The organism is Streptomyces sp. cg40 (assembly GCF_050320165.1).
Classification (GTDB): domain Bacteria; phylum Actinomycetota; class Actinomycetes; order Streptomycetales; family Streptomycetaceae; genus Streptomyces; species Streptomyces hokutonensis.
The window spans coordinates 2,330,061-2,346,060 of sequence record NZ_CP190128.1; the positions used below are offsets into that span (position 1 = coordinate 2,330,061).

A 16,000-nucleotide genomic window follows, 5' to 3' on the forward strand; every position below is an offset into this window, starting at 1 on the left:
GACGCGGGTGACCGGACGTGACGGCCGGGGCGGCGCGGGTCAGCGCCAGGAGGGGTGGCCCTCGGGTGTGCTGCCGGTGGTGAGCCTGCGCAGGCCCGTGCCGTCCGCGCGGACGGCCCAGATCACCGGCCGGTCGAAGGGGCCCCGGACGAATGCCACCCACTTGCCGTCCGGTGACCACACCGGGTCCATCTCCTGGGCGGCCGTCCGCACCAGGGTCCGGTCGTCGGTGCCGTCCACCTTGACGATGTGGATGTCTCCCCCGGTCCCCACGCCGGGTGCTCCGGCGGTGTAGGCGAAGTAGCGGCCGTCCGGGGACCAGACGGGGTCGAGCGCGCGCCGGGACTGGTGGGTGACCTGGCGGGGTTCGGCGCCCGGCCGCGACGGATCGACGACATGGATCTGCCAGCCCGACGTCTTCTGGAGGCAGACTGCGATGTGCTTGCCGTCGGGGGACCACGCCGGGTCCTCCACCGCCCCGGAGCCGGTGGTCAGTTGCTGTGCGGAGCCGTCCGAGACGTTCACGACGAACAGCTGCTGCACGCCGTCCGCGCGGCGCAGGACGGCCAGTCGCCCGCCGTCCGGGGACCAGGCCACCCGGCCGCCCGCGACGGCGGCGATCCGGCGGAGGCCGGTACCGTCCGCGTTCGCCGTCCACACGGCCGACCCGTCCGCCGTCTTGCGGGTGAACGCGAACGACTTGTGGTCGGGGGACCATTGCGGAAGGGCGTCACAGGTCCCGTCGATCAGCTGTTTCGGATGGTCCGTGGTGGAGTCGCGGCGGCCGATCACGCTGTGGCACGTCGACGACCCGGGATCCGTGTCCATCCGGACCAGCAGCGGGGCGTCGGGAAACGCGGCGGAGGTGGATCTCCGGGCCGACGAGGACGCACTGGAACTGGCACCGGCACCGGCGTCGTCCTGTCCGGAACCGGAACGGGAACCGGACCAGGGATGCCACACCAGCAGCCCGGCGGTGGCCGCCGCGACCAACAGCGCCGCCACGGCAGCCGTCCTGCCGCGCCCGCGCCGCGCCCGCACACCGCCCACAGGTCCGGCACCGCCCACCGTGCTCGCGCCGCCGGGCGGGACAGGAGCGGGTACGAACACCCGCGCGGGCCCGAAGCCCGGGCCGGGCGACGACTGGACGGTCGGCGGATGCGAGGCCATACCCTGCCCACCGGCAGACGCCGCCGGTGCGCCCACGGCCGACGGCCCCCCGTCAGCCGTCGGCACGTCGGTCACCACGGGCCGAAGGCCGGCAGCGACATCCGAACGCTCCCCGGCCACCGGCTCACCAGCCGCCACCGCCCCCGGATCAACACCCTCAGCCGACCACTCCCCGGCCACCGGCAGGCCGGGCACAACGGAACCGCCGTCGGCACCCACGACCGACCGCTCACCCACCACCGGCGCGCCCGGCGCCACCAGCCCAGGGCCGGCACCCACGACCCACCGCTCACCGACCCCCGACACACCAGGCACCACGGCCCCTGCATCGGCCGCGACAACCGGCCGCTCCCCGGCCACCGGGTCACCAGCCACCACCAGACCCTCCCCAGCCACCGGCGCTCCGGACAGCGCCGTGCGCGGATCGGCCGACCTGGACGGCGGGCGGTCCGGCGGTGCGACGTGCGCTGCCGCCGGGTCCTGGCTCCGTACGATCGCTGTCGCCTCGGCGGGCAGCCAGAGGTCCGACGGATGCCGGACCGTGAGCCGGTCGAGGAACTCCGACGGGTCGGGGCGGTCGCGCGGGTCCTTGGCCAGACAGGCCGCGACCAGTTCCCTCAACTGGCGCGGCACGTCCGTGAGATCGGGCTGTTCGTGGACGACGCGGTAGGGCCAGGCGGCCGACACCCCGTCCCCGAAGGGGGCACGGCCCGCGGCCTGGCAGAGCACCACGCCCAGGGCGAACATGTCGACCGCGGGTGTGAGCGTGCCGCCGGTGAGCTGCTCCGGCGAGAGGAAGCCGAGGGTGCCGATCTGGAACCCGGTCTGGGTCAGGGCCGTTCCGTCGAGGGCCCGCGCGATGCCGAAGTCGATGACCCGGGGACCGTCCTCCGCGACGATGATGTTGGCGGGCTTCAGGTCGCGGTGGATGACCCCGGCCCGGTGGATGGCCGTCAGCGCCTCGGCGAGGCCCGCGGCCAGCACGGTGAGTGTGTCCGCGGGCAGCGGGCCGACCCGGTCGAGCAGGACCTGCAACGTGGGGCCGGGTACATAGGCCGTCACCAGCCAGGCCGGCTCGCCCTGCGGGTCGGCGTCCACGACCGGCGCGGTGTGGAAGCCCCCGACGCGACGGGCCGCGTCCACCTCGTCGGCGAACCTGCGCCGGAAGCCCGGTTCCGTGCTCAGTTCGGGCCGTACGACCTTGACGGCCACCGCCCGGCCCGACCGCGACCGGCCGAAGTAGACGACCCCCATTCCACCTCGGCCGAGCCGTCCGACCAGCCGGTATCTGCCGTCACCGACAGAGGCGGGATCACCTGCTTCGAGCGGTTTCATGACTCCCCCGTCCCGCCCCGTCGAGCAACGGTAATCAGCCGCGGGACTCCCCAGTCCTGGCCATCAATCTAGGTGCTCCGCTCATGACGTCAGGGGGTCCGGGACGGTTCCCTTCACCCCTCACCTTCACCCCGCGAGCGGGTTCGGAAGGGGGAGATAGCGGGCGTCCGCACCGTCCGCGCCCGTCCAGCGCAGCAGCAGATTGGTCTTGCCGGGCAGGGTGGGCGAGGCGAGGAGGGCGGCGATCTCGGGAAGGTCGTCGCGGCGGGCCAGTTCGGCGCGGACGGCGGGCCAGGGGTCCAGCTCCGGGTGGCACTCGGCGAGGACCCCGGCGACCTCCACGAGGTGGTTGACGACGAGGCAGTACACCAGCCGCTCCCACCCGGCGGCCCGGTCCACGTCCGACAGCAGCTTCACGCCCTCGGCGTCCCGGTACAGCGCCTGCACGGGCGTCCCGTCGGCGTCGACGGCGACCACCGTGTTCTGGAGGTGCGCTTCGAGTACGACGCCGTGGTCCGCGAAGGCGCCCAGCGCGGGCGGGACGACCGTCCGCAGATACGCCTCCCACCAGGCCGCCGGGTCCGCCGTACCGTCGAGCGGGTCGCCGTCGAAGCCCTCCACCAGCCCGGCGGCGAGCAGCGGGGTGGTGGAGGGCAGGAGATGGTCGCGCAGGCCGTCGCGGACCATGACGGCGAGTTCCTCGAAGGCGAACGCGGCGGTGCGGTAGCCGCGGTCGCTGAGCCAGCCGGCCGGGCCGCCCATGGCCGCGAAGGCGTCCCGGGCGGCCGCGTCGGTGCGCCGGAGTCTCAGCAGGTCGTGGCGCCAGAGCCGGCGCACGTCGTTGGTGATCCGCACGTCCAGGCTGAACTTGAGGAACAGGTCGTCCCCAGCGGCGTTCTCGGGGCTGTACACCGTGCGGATCGCGGCCGTCGGCCACGCCTCGGTCGCGGTCGTGCCGAGCCGGATCAGCCGGCCGTCCGCGAAGGCGTCCCCGAGTCCGTCGCCGACGAGGTCGAGCTGCCAGGGGTGCGCGGGCAGCAACCGGTAGCCGGGCGGGGCCTCGCCGAGCGCGTCCAGGGCCGAGACGTCGCCCTCCTCCACGACCGCGTCCTCGCGCAGCCCGAGCAGCACCAGCGGGAAGCGGGCGTACGCCTCCGGGGCGTAGGGCAGCCAGCCCGCGACGGGGCCGCCGCCGCGGGCCTTGGGCGCGGGATGGTAGGGATGGCCGGTGATCAAGGACTGTTCGGAGCGGAGATACGGGTCGTCGGGCGCCGTCGCGCTCTCGCGCGCGGCGAGCAGCGCGGTGACCGCGTCACGGCTGTCCGTCATCTCTGCGGGCAGCTCGTGGTTGGACACCCCGGTGTGCCCGCGCAGCTCGTCGGCGACGAGTTTCACGAGTTCGGCGTGGCCGACGTGGTGCCAGTGGCCGTCCGCGTACACCTCGGGTTCGGCGGGCCGCCGCGCGCCGCGCACCCGCAGCAGTCGGCCGCTCGCCGGCAGCCGGTACACCCGCCGCTCCCCGGGATCCGGGAGCGGCCGGGCCACCTCCCGGAGCAGACAGTTGAGCAGGGGCGCCGCCGCGTACGCGTCGGCCCGCTCGGCCGTGCCCGCGCCCGGAGGTGTGAAGTCGACGCGATCCATTCGTTCCCTAAGTCCGTGTCCTGCGATCGCGATCAGTATGTCTCTCGTCGTCACCGACCCTGACGCCCCGTCCGCACCCGAGGAGTCGACCGTGGACCGTCCCCCGCATCCCGAGGCAGAGGTGGCCGAGGAGCTCGCCGCCGTACGGCCCGACCTCCTGCAACGGTACGCGGCCGAGCTGCCCGGCGCCCGTGCGGCGGTCCTCACCCGCCTGTGGCGGGCACTCGCCCACGAGCCGCTCCCGTGGATCACCGGCCGGTCCCCGGGCCTGGTCCTACGGCTCTCCGGCGGCCGGACGCTGCACGGCCCGCCCGCCGACCCGTACGCGACCGACGCCTACGTCACCGTCGTCCACCTCGACGGCACGGCCTACGACGATCCGGCGCGCCTGATGACCGACCTCGCGGTCCCGCACGGGTCCGCCTTCGCGGCCGAACTCGGGCACAGCGTCGCCTCGTTGGCGCTGTCGCGGGCCGACCAGCCCGCCCGCACGGAGGAGTGGCCGACGCACGACTGGGAGTGGGAGCAGCGGATCGTGGACGGGCATCCCTTCCACCCCAACTGCCGTTCCCGGCCCGGGTTCTCGGTGGCCGAGCAGCTCGCGTACGGGCCCGAGCACCGGCCGGTGGTGGAGCTGGGGTCGCTGCCGGTGCGGGCGGAGGAGTGTCTGCTGACCGGCGCGTGGCCGGACGAACTGCGGGACGCGGGGCGGCTGTTGATCCCGGTGCACCCGTGGCAGGCGGCCCATGTGCTGAAGCGCGCGGGGGACGCTCCGGTGGACGCGCATCCGCTGATGTCACTGCGCACGCTGGCCCTGGCGGGCGGTACGCACGTCAAGACCGCGCTGAGCGCCCGGCTGACGTCCTCGGTGCGGGACATCTCCGTCTACTCGATCGGATTGTCGGCGGCCTTGTCGGCGTTCGGGGAGACCCTGGCGGCGCGCTCGGACGGCCTGTTGCACGTCACCCGCACACTCGGCGCGGCCACGGCCAACTCCCCCGACCTGGCCGCCGTGTTGCGGGAGTCGCCGCAGACGTACGCGGACACGGAAGCGGGCGAGCGGGTGCTGCCGGTGGCCGCCCTCGCGACCACCGAACTGCCCCGATCGCCCGTCTGGCTGGCCGAGTTCACCCGTCTCGCCCTCGTCGTCGGTCTGCGCCTGCTGGAGTCCGGTGTGGCCCTTGAGGCGCACGGTCAGAACCTGCTGGTGGTGCTGGACCGGACGGGTGCCCCGATCCGCCTGGTCTACCGCGATCTCGCCGACATCCGGGTGAGCCCCGACCGCCTCGCCCGGCACGGGATTCCGGTCCCCGAGCTGAGCGGACGGATCGTCACCGACGACGAAACGACCCTGCGCCGCAAGCTGTTCGGCTCGCTGGTGGCGGGCGCCCTCGCGGGCACGGCCGGTTCCGGTACGGCGCTCAGGGCGGCGCTGGCGAGTGTCGTGCCGAAGCTGGAGCGGACGCCCGATCTCCTCGCGCTTCTCCAACAGCCGCTGCCCACCAAGGCGTTGACGCTGATGCGGCTGTCGCCGGAGCTGCCCGGGGACCAGTGGACGGGGCTGCCCAACCCGCTCGTTTTGGAGCCCGGTCCATCTGATCAATAGGATCCGGCGATGATCACAAGACAACGGCTGGCGGCGGGGATCTGTGCCCTGCTCGCCACCCTCTCGGCCGGGGTCGCCTTCCCGGCCGGAGCGGTCGCCGACGAGACGGACTCCACGGCCTCCCCCAAGGTCGAACTCGTGCTGGACGTCAGCGGATCCATGAGCGCCAAGGACATGGACGGCGGCTCGCGGATGGCAGCGGCGAAGCAGGCGTTCAACGAGGTGCTCGACGCGACACCGGAGGAAGTGCAGCTCGGCATCCGCACGTTGGGCGCCAACTACCACGGCAACGACCGCAAGACGGGCTGCAAGGACACCGCGCAGCTCTACCCGGTGGGCACCCTGAACCGCACCGAGGCCAAGACCGCGGTGGCGACGCTCCAGCCCACCGGCTGGACGCCGATCGGGCCCGCGCTGCTCAAGGCGGCGGACGACCTGGACGGCGGTGACGGCACCCGCCGTATCGTCCTGATCAGCGACGGCGAGGACACCTGCCAGCCGCTGGATCCGTGCGAGGTGGCCCGCGAGATCGCGGCCAAGGGCATCGGCCTGACCATCGACACTCTGGGGCTGGTCCCGGACGCCAAGACCCGCGACCAGCTCAGCTGCATCGCGGACGCGACCGGCGGCACCTACACGTCCGTACAGCACAAGGAGGAACTCTCCGACCGCGTGGGCCAGTTGGTGGACCGCGCGGCCGACCCGGTGGTGACTCCGGTCGCCACCGACGGCACCGCCCAGTGCGCCGGCGCCCCGACCCTCAAGTCCGGTCTCTACACGGACCGCGAGGAGTTCGGCAAGCAGCGCTTCTACCGCGTGGACGTCAACCCCGGCCAGGAGCTGCGCGCTTCGGTCAGCGTCGGCGCCGACCGTGAAGTCAACCCGGACTACGGGGTGTTGCTGCGGGCCGTCACCGTGCACGGCCGCGAGATCGTGCGCGGCGAGGGCACGGGCAACGGCCGTACGGACGTCATCTCCACCGGCCTTCGCTACCCGAAGGCGGAGAGCGACGACGACAACGCCCCGGCCGAGACCGTGTGTCTCCAGGTCACCAACTCCTTCTCGGCGGCCTCGGGCGTGAAGACCACGCCCGGCCTTCCCCTGGAACTGACCGTCGACGTCGTGGACGCGCCCAGCAGTTCGAGCGACGTGGCCTCCTTCGGCCTCGGCCGCGGCTGGTGGCTGCTCGGCGCCCTCGTGCTGACCGGCTTCGTCGCGGGTCTGCTCTGGGGCTGGCTGTCGCGCTGGCGTCTCGCGGTCTGGAGGACCAACTGATGCGGATCACACGTGTGTTGAGCACGGCCCTGCTGCTGGCGGGACTGACGGCGGGGCCCGCGATGGCGGACTCCTCGCCCTCCGCGAGCCCCTCCGCCTCCTCCTCCGACGACAGCTCGGCCCCCACCCAGGCCGGCACCTCCTTCCGTACGGCCACGGAACTCGACCAGGGTCAGCAGGCCACCGCGAGCGGCTCCACGGGTGACTACCTCTACTGGTCGTTCGCCGCCGACGCCGGCCAACGCCCCACCGTCAAGGCCACGGTGAAGCTCCCGGACACCCACGCGGGCGAGACCTGGCAGCTCGACGTCTACGACGGACTGCGGCGCCGCCAGGCCTGCCAGTACGGTGCCGCGACGCGCACCGCCGCGCAGGGCACCGCCTCCCTGGACCTGGCGTGCACGCTGCGCACGGTCCGCGCCTGGTCGGAGCAGTGGGCCAACGACCCGTTGCCCGGCACCTATTACGTCCGGCTGACGGTCGTGGACCTCCAGTCCTCGGACCTGGGCGAGCCGGTGAGCACCGAACTGCGGGTGGACTCCAAGGACATCGGCGGTTCGGCGGCGGTGGACGGCTCACTGGCGGAGCCACTGACCCCCGGGATCGCCGTCAAGTCGACGTCGGACGAGGACAGTTCGTCGACCACGTCGGCCGCGCTGTCGAGCATCGAGCCCGACGGCGGCTGGTCGTCGGGCTGGTGGTCCGACCGCTGGGTGTGGACGGGCATCGGCGGTGTGCTGGCCGCGCTCGCGGGCATCGGCGGGTATGCGCTGACGCGCGGGTCGGGACGGCCCCGGCGCGTGCCGCCGCCCGGTATGTGACGACTCATCAGAAGGCCCGCCCCTGGCGGGCCTTCTGCCGTTCCGAGGCGCTTCTTAGGCCTCCCGCAGGCCCTTCGCGAGCGTGCCGTCGCCGCTCACCTCGATGCGTCCGGCGCGCACCCCTTCGGCAAGGCTCAACTCCCCCTGGGCGACGGCCGTGCACGTCTCGACGCCGAGGACCAGCCGGGCATCGGGCTCGACGGGCGCGGGCCCTTCCCCGTACACCGCCTCCTCCCCGCCCTCCCCCACCCGCAGGTGGAACTCCCCTTCGTCCAGCCGGACTTCGACGAGCCCCTCACCCTCCAGCGCCCGCAGCAACGGCAGCGCGAACCAGTGTGCGCGTACCGCGTCCGTGGGCCGCCGCTCTCCCAGCTCGGGTGCGCCCCAGGCGCCGAGGGCTTGCAGCACGGGCAGCAACTCCCGCCCGCGTCCGGTGAGTTCGTAGACGTAGGCGGCACCGGGCGGCGGCAGCCGTCGCCGGGTCGTCAGCCCGTCCTTCTCCATGTCCTTCAGCCGTGAGGCGAGTACGTCCGTGCTGACACCCGGCAGATCGGCGTGCAGGTCCGTGTAGCGGCGCGGTCCTGCGAGGAGTTCGCGGACGATCAGCAGGGTCCAGCGGTCGCCGACGAGGTCGAGGGCCCGGGCCGCGGAACAGTACTGGTCGTAGCTTCGGCGAGGTGACATGCGACGCAGTCTAGACATGTTGTTGGACTTTCCAAGCTCACACTTGGTAAAACCAAGCAACACACGAAGCCGATGGGGCGAGGGCGCAATGGAGTTCCGGCAGTCGAGCAAGCTCAGCGAGGTCTGTTACGAGATCCGCGGTCCGGTGATCGAGCACGCCAACGCACTGGAGGAGGCGGGCCACAGCGTTCTGCGCCTGAACACCGGCAACCCCGCCCTCTTCGGCTTCGAGGCGCCCGAGGAGATCCTCCAGGACATGATCCGGATGCTCCCCCGGGCGCACGGCTACACGGACTCGCGCGGCATCCTCTCGGCCCGCCGCGCGGTCGCCCAGCGCTACCAGACCCTGGGCCTGGAGGTGGACGTCGACGACGTGTTCCTCGGCAACGGCGTCTCCGAGCTGGTCTCCATGGCCGTACAGGCGCTGCTGGAGGACGGCGATGAAATCCTCATCCCCGCCCCGGACTTCCCGCTCTGGACGGCGGTGACGACGCTCTCCGGCGGCAAGGCCGTGCACTACCTCTGCGACGAACAGGCCGACTGGTACCCGGACCTGGACGACATGGCGGCGAAGATCACCGACCGCACCAAGGCCGTCGTCATCATCAACCCGAACAACCCCACCGGCGCGGTCTACCCCAAGGAGATCGTCGAGGGCATCCTCGACCTCGCCCGCCGGCACGGCCTGATGGTCTTCGCCGACGAGATCTACGACCAGATCCTCTACGACGACGCCGTGCACCACTCGGCCGCCGCGCTCGCCCCCGACCTGGTCGTCCTCACCTTCTGCGGGCTGTCGAAGACGTACCGGGTGGCCGGCTTCCGCTCGGGCTGGCTGGTGGTGACGGGCCCGAAGCAGCACGCGAAGAACTACCTGGAGGGCCTGACGATGCTGGCCTCCATGCGGCTGTGCCCCAACGCGCCCGCGCAGTACGCCATCCAGGCCGCGCTGGGCGGCCGTCAGTCCATCCGCGACCTGACCGTGCCGGGCGGGCGGCTGTACGAACAGCGGAACGTGGTGTGGGAGAAGCTCAACGAGATCCCCGGGGTGTCGTGCGTGAAGCCGAAGGGCGCGCTGTACGCGTTCCCCCGCCTCGACCCCAAGGTGCACAAGATCCACGACGACGAGAAGTTCGTCCTGGACCTGCTGCTCCGCGAGAAGATCCAGGTGGTCCAGGGCACCGGCTTCAACTGGCCCACCCCCGACCACTTCCGCATCCTCACGCTGCCGCACGCGGACGACCTGGAGGCGGCGATCGGCCGGATCGGGAGGTTCCTGGGCGGCTATCGCCAGTAGCAGATACCTTCGCGCCGCCCTGGGTAGCTCCTCCGCATGACAGACCGCCCGCTGCTGCTCCTCGATGTCGACGGCCCGCTCAACCCGTACGGCGCCCGGTTCCTGCGCCACCGCGGCTATGTCACCCGTCGGATGTGGCCGCCGAACTGGGCGGCGCGCCAGCGGGCGGGCTCCCGGCGGCTGCGGCGCGGGCTGCGGGTACGGCTGCACCCGGGGCACGGCGAGCGCATACTCGCCCTGCCGTACGAGCCGGCCTGGGCCACCACCTGGATGCACCACGCCAACGAGATGATCGCTCCGGTGATCGGACTCCCCGGCGACCTCCCGGTGATCGAGTTCACCGACCTGTTCGCGAAGGACCCGGAGGGGCTGTACTGGAAGACCCGGCAGGTCGTGACATGGGCGGCAGGACGCCCCTTCGTCTGGGTCGACGACCTGGTCACCGACCTGGACGTACGGCATGTCGAAGCACACCATGACGGGTCGGCGCTCCTCCTCAAGGTGGACCCGCGCCGGGGTCTGCGGGAGAGCGATTTCGCGACGTTGAGGCAGTGGGCCCATAGCCTGTGAGGTATGGGTGACCTTTTCCTGGTACGGCATGGAGAGACCGAATGGTCCCGGTCGGGGCGGCACACCGGCTGGACCGATGTCCCGCTGACCGCGAAGGGGCGGGCGGAGGCACGCGGCCTGGTCCCGCTGATCCGCTCGCACCGGGTCGGCGCCGCGTTCGTCAGCCCCTTGCAGCGGGCGCGGGAGACCGCCGAGCTGATCGGCCTGACGGATGTACGGATCGACCCGGATCTGCGGGAGTGGGACTACGGCGGCTACGAGGGGATCACGACCGTCGAGATCCAGCGCACCCGGCCGGGCTGGTTCCTGTTCACCGACGGGGTCGCCCCCGGGCCGACCGACCACCCCGGGGAGACCCCGGAGCAGGTGGGGCAGCGCGCCGACCGCGTGCTGGCCAAGGTCGACGCGGCGCTCGCCAACACCGAGGGCGTCGTCGTCCTGGTGGCGCACGGTCATTTCCTGCGGGTCCTCACCGCGCGGCGGCTCGGGCTGCCGCCGTCGGACGGGGCGCTGTTCCAGCTGGCGACCGGGACGCTGTGCCGGTTGGGCACGGAGCACGGGCGGCCGGTGATCGCCGCCTGGAATGTCAGACCCCCGTCGTAGCCTTCGAATGAGCCGCGGACACCCGTCGCCCCGGCGGGGAGGAGCACGCCGTGACACGACCGCCGACCGCCGCGCAACGGCGTGTCATCGACACCGCCGATCCCGTCACCGGGCGGCTGCGGGGTACGGAGGCGCAGCTCGCCGCGCTGGTGAAGCGGGGGCTCGCGTTCCGGCATCCGCGCCCGCCGCACGACCACTTTCTGACGCCGGTGGGGCATCGCATACGGGAGGCGCCGCCCCAGGTCGCCGAACCGGTCGCGGAGTCCCCCGCGACCGCCGGGGTCTTCGCCGCGCGGATCGGCGGCGAGGATCTGCCGGACACCGGTCCGGCCCGCACCCGTGAGGTGCACAGCGCCTGGCAGGGGCTGCTGGAGCTGCGCCGGATGACCAATCCGGACGGCTCCGTGGAGCGGCCGTGCGGCTGGGAGCGCTCGCATCTGGTGCAGGCCGCCGCGCTCGCCCTGGAGGCGGCGGGGCACCGGCCGGCGGGGCGGGAGGGCACGGAGGGCTACCGGGTGCGGGCGACCCCGCAGCCCGAGGCCGTCGCCGTGCGCGACCCGGACGGGGCGGCGCTGCGCGCCTGTGCGGAGACGCTGGAGCGGGCGGGCTGGCAGGTGAGCGAGCACAACGAGCCTCGTACGGGGGCGAGTTATCTGCTGGCCTCACCGCGGAGAAGCTGAGGGGCGTGCCAAGATCGGTGGGGCAGATCGTCCGTCAGTACGAGTTCCGTCAGCGTGAGTGCCGTCAGTACGAGTTCCGTCAGCATGAGAAGGGAACGCAGTGAGCGAGCCGTTTTCCGTCCCGGTGACCGTCCGCGGATACGAGACCGACAGTCTGGGGCACCTCAATCAGAGCGTGTATCTGCAGTACGCGGAGCATGCCCGCTGGGAGCTGTTGCAGGCCGCGGGGGTGGGGCAGGCCGAGCTTCTCGCCGAGGGGATAGCGCCGGTCGTGCTGGAGACGACCATCCGCTATCTGCGGGAGCTGCGCGCGGGCGAGGACGTCGAGGTGAGCTGCGTCTTCGAGTGGGGTGAGGGCAAGACGTTCCGGGTCACCCAGACGATCACGAAGACCGACGGCACGGTCTCCGCGGAGGTCGCGTCGGTCGGCGGACTGCTGGACCTGAAGGAGCGCCGGCTGACCGCCCAACCGCGGGAGTACTTCAAGCAGTTGACCACGGACCCGGGCCTGTTCGGACTCTGAGCCCGGGCGCCGTCACCCTCACTCCGGATCGTGCTCGGCGTCGTAGGCCGCGCGCGACTCCGCGATGTGGACGCGGTTGCGCTCCGCCCAGTCCGTGAGCCGTAGCAGCGTCTCGTGCAACTCCTGGGCCACCGGGGTGAGTTGGTACTCGACCTTGGGCGGCACGGTCGGGAAGACGGTGCGGGTGACGAGTCCGTCGCGCTCCAGGTTGCGCAGGGTGAGGGTCAGCATGCGGCGGCTGATGCCCTCGATGCTGCGCTCCAACTCGGTGAAGCGGATGGGGCCGTGGGCCGCCGCGACCAGGATCTGGACGCTCCATTTGCCGGCCACCCTGTCAAGAACCTCGCGCACCGGGCAGGCGTGCGCGTTCACGACCTGGGCGGTAACACCGGTGTTCCCCTGGGACATCGAAGTGCCTCCTTTTGCCTGCCTCCATGGTTCCTCACGATGTTCCCCGTAACAAGTCGTGCACCTATGGGTGCAACGGAGAACAATGGAGGCCACGAGCCATGTCGACCCTGTCCGAGGCACCGCCGCGAGGGCTGGAACGAACGTACTCCCGCTGGGCGTCCCTCGTCGTGCTGTGCGCGGGGACGCTGATGACGATCCTGGACGGCAACATCGTCACGGTCGCCATGCCGGCGATCCAGCGCGACCTCGGGTTCTCGGGGCCGGGGCTCGCCTGGGTCGTGAACGCCTACCTGATCCCGTTCGGCGGACTGCTGCTCCTCGTCGGCCGGCTGGGCGATCTGGTGGGCCGCAAGCGGATGTTCACGGCGGGGCTCGCCGTGTTCACCGCGGCCTCCGTGCTGTGCGGGGTCGCGACGAGCCAGGGCATGCTGATCGCGGCCCGGGCCGTGCAGGGCGTCGGCGGGGCGATGGCCTCGGCGGTCGTCCTCGGGATGCTCTTCGCGCTCTTCCCTGAACCGCGTGAACTGGCCCGTGCCATCGCGGTGTTCAGCGCGGTCGGCGCCGGCGGCGGAGCCCTCGGCACCTTCCTCGGCGGGGCGCTGACCCAGGCCCTGAACTGGCACTGGATCTTCCTGATCAATCTGCCGATCGGGGTCGTGGCCTGGTTCGCCGCCGTCCGTGTCCTGGCCCCGGAGCAGGGCGCCGGACTCGGCAGGGGCGCCGACTACCCGGGCGCCGCGCTGGTCACCGGCGCGCTGATGCTCACGGTGTACGTCATCGTCGGCACCGGCGCCCGCTCTCTCACCGCCACCCTGCTGCTGGCCGCCCTCGCCCTGGCGCTCTTCGTGGCGTTCACCGTCCGCCAGGCCAGGGCCGCCCGCCCGCTGCTGCGCCTGCGACTGTTCCGCTCCCGGCTGCTGACCGGCGCGAACGCCGTGCAGATCCTGATGATCGGCACGATGTTCGGCTTCCAGTTCATCGGCGCGCTGTACGTGCAACGCGTCCTGGGCTTCAGCGAGTTGCTAACCGGCACGGCGTTCCTGCCGGCGCCGGTCGCGATCGGCGTCCTGATGCTGGGCCTGTCGGCGCGGACCATCGGCCGGTTCGGCGCGTACCGGGTGCTGCTGGCCGGGCTGGTCCTGATCGTCGCGGGCATGGCCCTGCTGAGCCGCGCGCCCGCCGACGGTTCGTACGTCGCCGACGTCCTGCCGCCGCTGCTCCTGCTCGCCACCGGGTTCGCCGCCGCGATGCCCGCACTGACCGGGCTCGCGATGTCGGGTGCGCGGGAGGAGGACGCGGGGCTGGCCTCCGGGCTCTTCAACACCACGCAGGTGGTGGGCGGTTCACTGGGGCTCGCGGTGCTGTCGACACTGGCGGCGGGCCGGACCGACGGACTGGTCGCCCGGGGCGCGGAGTTGATCCCGGCGACCGCGGCGGGATACCAACTGGCTTTCCGGGTCGCCGCGTTGATCGGGGCGGGGGCGCTGGTGCTGGCGGCGGGGGTGCTGCGGGGGCGGCGCGACTGACGCCCCCGCAGCGGGTCGGGAGCGCCACTTCCCGAACGCCGCCCCCGCAGCAGGTCGAAGCACCACTCCTCGAACACCGCCCCCGCAGCCCCTCGCGCGTCACCCCTCCCCGAACGCCGCCCTGTGGTCCTGGGCCCACTCCCGGTAGGTGCGCGGCGGGCGGCCCAGGACCTCCCGCACCTCCCCGGTGACGACCTCGTTGCCGCCGCCCCGGACGAACTCCCTGCTGATCTCGGAGGCGTCGATGAACGTGTCGCTGAAGCCGAGACCGAGCAGATACTCACGCGCCTCGGCCGAGGACAGGTCCCGCACCTCCACGGGGCGCCCCAGGACCTCGGCCAGCACGGCGGCCTGGTCCGGCACGCTCAGCACCTCGGGTCCGGTCAGTGTGTACGTCCGCCCCGAGTGGCCCGCGTCGAGCAGCGCGGCCACCGCCACCTCGGCCACGTCGCGCGGGTCGACCACTCCCTGGCCGCCGGTGCCGCTGGTGTTCGGCAGCGGAGTGCCGGCCCGTATGGATGCCGCCCAGCCGAGCGTGTTCGAGGCGAAGGCGGAGGGGCGCAGGACCGTCCACTCCAACCCGCTGTCCCGCACGGCCTGTTCACCGGCCACGTGCCAGCCGCCGACCGGTCCGACGGCGGGGTCGCCGGTGCCGATGCCGGAGAGCTTCACGATCCGGCGCACGCCCGCCGCCCGTGCGGCCTCGACCAGGCCCCGGTCGTGTTCCGCGTCGTCCGGGCCGAACACGCCCACCAGAAAGGCGACTTCGGCACCGGTCAGCGCCGCGTCCACGGCGGCCCGGTCGGCGGGACCGCCCCGCACCGTCTCGACCCCCGAGGGAATCCGGGCCTTCCCGGGGTCCCGGGTCAGGGCGCGCACCTTCTCGCCGCGCGCCACGAGCTGTCGTACGACCTCGCTGCCGATGGTGCCCGTGGCACCCGTCACTAGGATCATGACAACCACGGTGGGCGGGTGGGGGTCTTCGGTTCTAGGAGATTCCGGCACGTTCGGGGGCCCGGTGCGGGCCGGTGGCGCGCTTACCGTGGAGGGGTGACCAACGCCGACGTGTCCGAACGGGAGTTGCCCCTGCCGGAGGAGCTGCGCCCCTGGATCGCGCGCATCGCCGATCTGACCGTGAACCGCCTCCCGGTGGAGCCGTTCGTGCATCTCCCGGACGCGGCCACGAAGTTGGTGGTCCGCGTCGAGGGGAACGGCCGCCGCAGCGTCCTCGTCGTCGGCCCGCGCGTCCGGGCCACCTATCACGCGGCCAAACACCTCGTGGCCTGCGCCGAGCTGCGGCTGACGCCGGGCACCACACGGCCGCTGCTGGGCGTTCCGGCGGTCGATCTCGTCGGCCGGGCCGTGCCCCTGGGCGAGCTGCCCGGCGGGGTCGCCCGTCAACTGGCCGCCGAGCTGCGCGGGTTGGAGCCCGATGCGGCGGTGGCGCGGCTGACGGAGGTCGTCCCCGACCGCCTCACCGCCGCAGAGGACTCCGCACGCGCCGAACTGGTGCGGGCCGGTGTCGACGCGATGTCGATCCGCACCGGCCACCTCCCCGGCCCGGTACCCGCCGTCGCCCGTGAACTCGCCGTCAGCGAGCGGCAGTTGCGGAATCTCTTCGCCGAGGGCGTCGGCCTCTCCCCCAAGCACTACGCCCGGATCAACCGGGTGCGCGCCGTGGTGGCCCACGCCACCGAACTCTCCTGGGCCGAACTCGCCGCCGTCACCGGCTACTACGACCAGTCCCACATGACGTCCGACTTCCGCGCCCTGATGGGGGTACCGCCCCGGTCGTACTTCACGGGCCGGCTCCCCGAGGCCATGCCGTGCCGGGCGGTCGGGGGCGGCTGAATTCGGG

Annotated in this window: 15 protein-coding genes; 10 read left to right on the forward strand and 5 right to left on the reverse strand. The window is 72.6% G+C overall.

The genetic code is table 11. The annotated features are described in order from the left end of the window. Positions 1 to 39: 39 nt before the first annotated feature. Together ACQHII_RS10265 and ACQHII_RS10270 are read right to left on the reverse strand one after the other, a co-directional pair. Entirely contained in the window at positions 40 to 2,505 is a 2,466-nt protein-coding gene (locus ACQHII_RS10265) for a protein kinase domain-containing protein (RefSeq protein ID WP_427918992.1), read from the reverse strand. A 126-nt stretch (positions 2,506 to 2,631) separates the two neighbouring features. Continuing rightward, complete coding sequence (locus ACQHII_RS10270) at positions 2,632 to 4,146, reverse strand: IucA/IucC family protein (protein WP_427918993.1); 1,515 nt, start codon at positions 4,144 to 4,146, stop codon at positions 2,632 to 2,634. Positions 4,147 to 4,183: 37 nt separating this feature from the next. On the opposite strand from ACQHII_RS10270, the gene ACQHII_RS10275 reads away from it, so the two are divergent. From ACQHII_RS10275 to ACQHII_RS10285, 3 genes are read left to right on the forward strand one after another with little or no spacing between them, the layout of a single operon-like run. Then, complete coding sequence (locus ACQHII_RS10275; RefSeq protein WP_427918994.1) at positions 4,184 to 5,752, forward strand: IucA/IucC family protein; 1,569 nt, start codon at positions 4,184 to 4,186, stop codon at positions 5,750 to 5,752. A gap of 9 nt (positions 5,753 to 5,761) precedes the next feature. Next, positions 5,762 to 7,027 (forward strand): VWA domain-containing protein, encoded by a 1,266-nt coding sequence (locus ACQHII_RS10280; protein WP_427918995.1) that lies wholly within the window; start codon positions 5,762 to 5,764, stop codon positions 7,025 to 7,027. Continuing rightward, the gene (locus ACQHII_RS10285) at positions 7,027 to 7,848 is read left to right on the forward strand and encodes a hypothetical protein (protein ID WP_427918996.1); all 822 of its coding nucleotides are present in this window, start codon (positions 7,027 to 7,029) and stop codon (positions 7,846 to 7,848) included. The genes ACQHII_RS10280 and ACQHII_RS10285 overlap by 1 nt, the downstream gene beginning before the upstream one ends. A 54-nt stretch (positions 7,849 to 7,902) precedes the next feature. On the opposite strand, the gene ACQHII_RS10290 is transcribed toward ACQHII_RS10285, so the two are convergent. Beyond that, positions 7,903 to 8,532, reverse strand: a complete 630-nt coding sequence (locus ACQHII_RS10290) for a winged helix-turn-helix transcriptional regulator (RefSeq protein ID WP_427918997.1) — start codon at positions 8,530 to 8,532, stop codon at positions 7,903 to 7,905. Positions 8,533 to 8,620: 88 nt separating this feature from the next. On the opposite strand from ACQHII_RS10290, the gene ACQHII_RS10295 reads away from it, so the two are divergent. The 5 genes from ACQHII_RS10295 to ACQHII_RS10315 all read left to right on the forward strand — a co-directional run bounded on the left by ACQHII_RS10295 (position 8,621) and on the right by ACQHII_RS10315 (position 12,205). Next, positions 8,621 to 9,829, forward strand: a complete 1,209-nt coding sequence (locus ACQHII_RS10295; RefSeq protein WP_427918998.1) for a pyridoxal phosphate-dependent aminotransferase — start codon at positions 8,621 to 8,623, stop codon at positions 9,827 to 9,829. A 36-nt stretch (positions 9,830 to 9,865) separates the two neighbouring features. Beyond that, entirely contained in the window at positions 9,866 to 10,399 is a 534-nt protein-coding gene (locus ACQHII_RS10300) for an HAD domain-containing protein (protein WP_427918999.1), read from the forward strand. Positions 10,400 to 10,402: 3 nt separating this feature from the next. Beyond that, on the forward strand, positions 10,403 to 11,002 hold the full coding sequence (locus ACQHII_RS10305) for a histidine phosphatase family protein (RefSeq protein ID WP_427919000.1): 600 nt from the start codon (positions 10,403 to 10,405) through the stop codon (positions 11,000 to 11,002). 50 nt (positions 11,003 to 11,052) lie between these two features. Beyond that, positions 11,053 to 11,682, forward strand: coding sequence for a hypothetical protein (locus tag ACQHII_RS10310; protein ID WP_427919001.1), 630 nt, complete (start codon positions 11,053 to 11,055; stop codon positions 11,680 to 11,682). A 100-nt stretch (positions 11,683 to 11,782) separates the two neighbouring features. After that, positions 11,783 to 12,205, forward strand: coding sequence for an acyl-CoA thioesterase (locus ACQHII_RS10315; protein ID WP_019071186.1), 423 nt, complete (start codon positions 11,783 to 11,785; stop codon positions 12,203 to 12,205). 18 nt (positions 12,206 to 12,223) lie between these two features. On the opposite strand, the gene ACQHII_RS10320 is transcribed toward ACQHII_RS10315, so the two are convergent. Then, positions 12,224 to 12,613, reverse strand: coding sequence for a winged helix-turn-helix transcriptional regulator (locus tag ACQHII_RS10320; RefSeq protein ID WP_427919002.1), 390 nt, complete (start codon positions 12,611 to 12,613; stop codon positions 12,224 to 12,226). 101 nt (positions 12,614 to 12,714) lie between these two features. On the opposite strand from ACQHII_RS10320, the gene ACQHII_RS10325 reads away from it, so the two are divergent. Then, positions 12,715 to 14,142, forward strand: coding sequence for an MFS transporter (locus tag ACQHII_RS10325; protein ID WP_427919003.1), 1,428 nt, complete (start codon positions 12,715 to 12,717; stop codon positions 14,140 to 14,142). A 99-nt stretch (positions 14,143 to 14,241) separates the two neighbouring features. On the opposite strand, the gene ACQHII_RS10330 is transcribed toward ACQHII_RS10325, so the two are convergent. Next, positions 14,242 to 15,096: an SDR family oxidoreductase gene (locus ACQHII_RS10330; RefSeq protein WP_427919004.1), complete on the reverse strand. Its 855-nt coding sequence runs from the start codon at positions 15,094 to 15,096 to the stop codon at positions 14,242 to 14,244. 96 nt (positions 15,097 to 15,192) lie between these two features. Here ACQHII_RS10330 and ACQHII_RS10335 point away from each other — a divergent pair, with 96 nt between their 5' ends. Continuing rightward, complete coding sequence (locus ACQHII_RS10335) at positions 15,193 to 15,993, forward strand: helix-turn-helix domain-containing protein (RefSeq protein ID WP_427919005.1); 801 nt, start codon at positions 15,193 to 15,195, stop codon at positions 15,991 to 15,993. Positions 15,994 to 16,000: the final 7 nt, after the last annotated feature.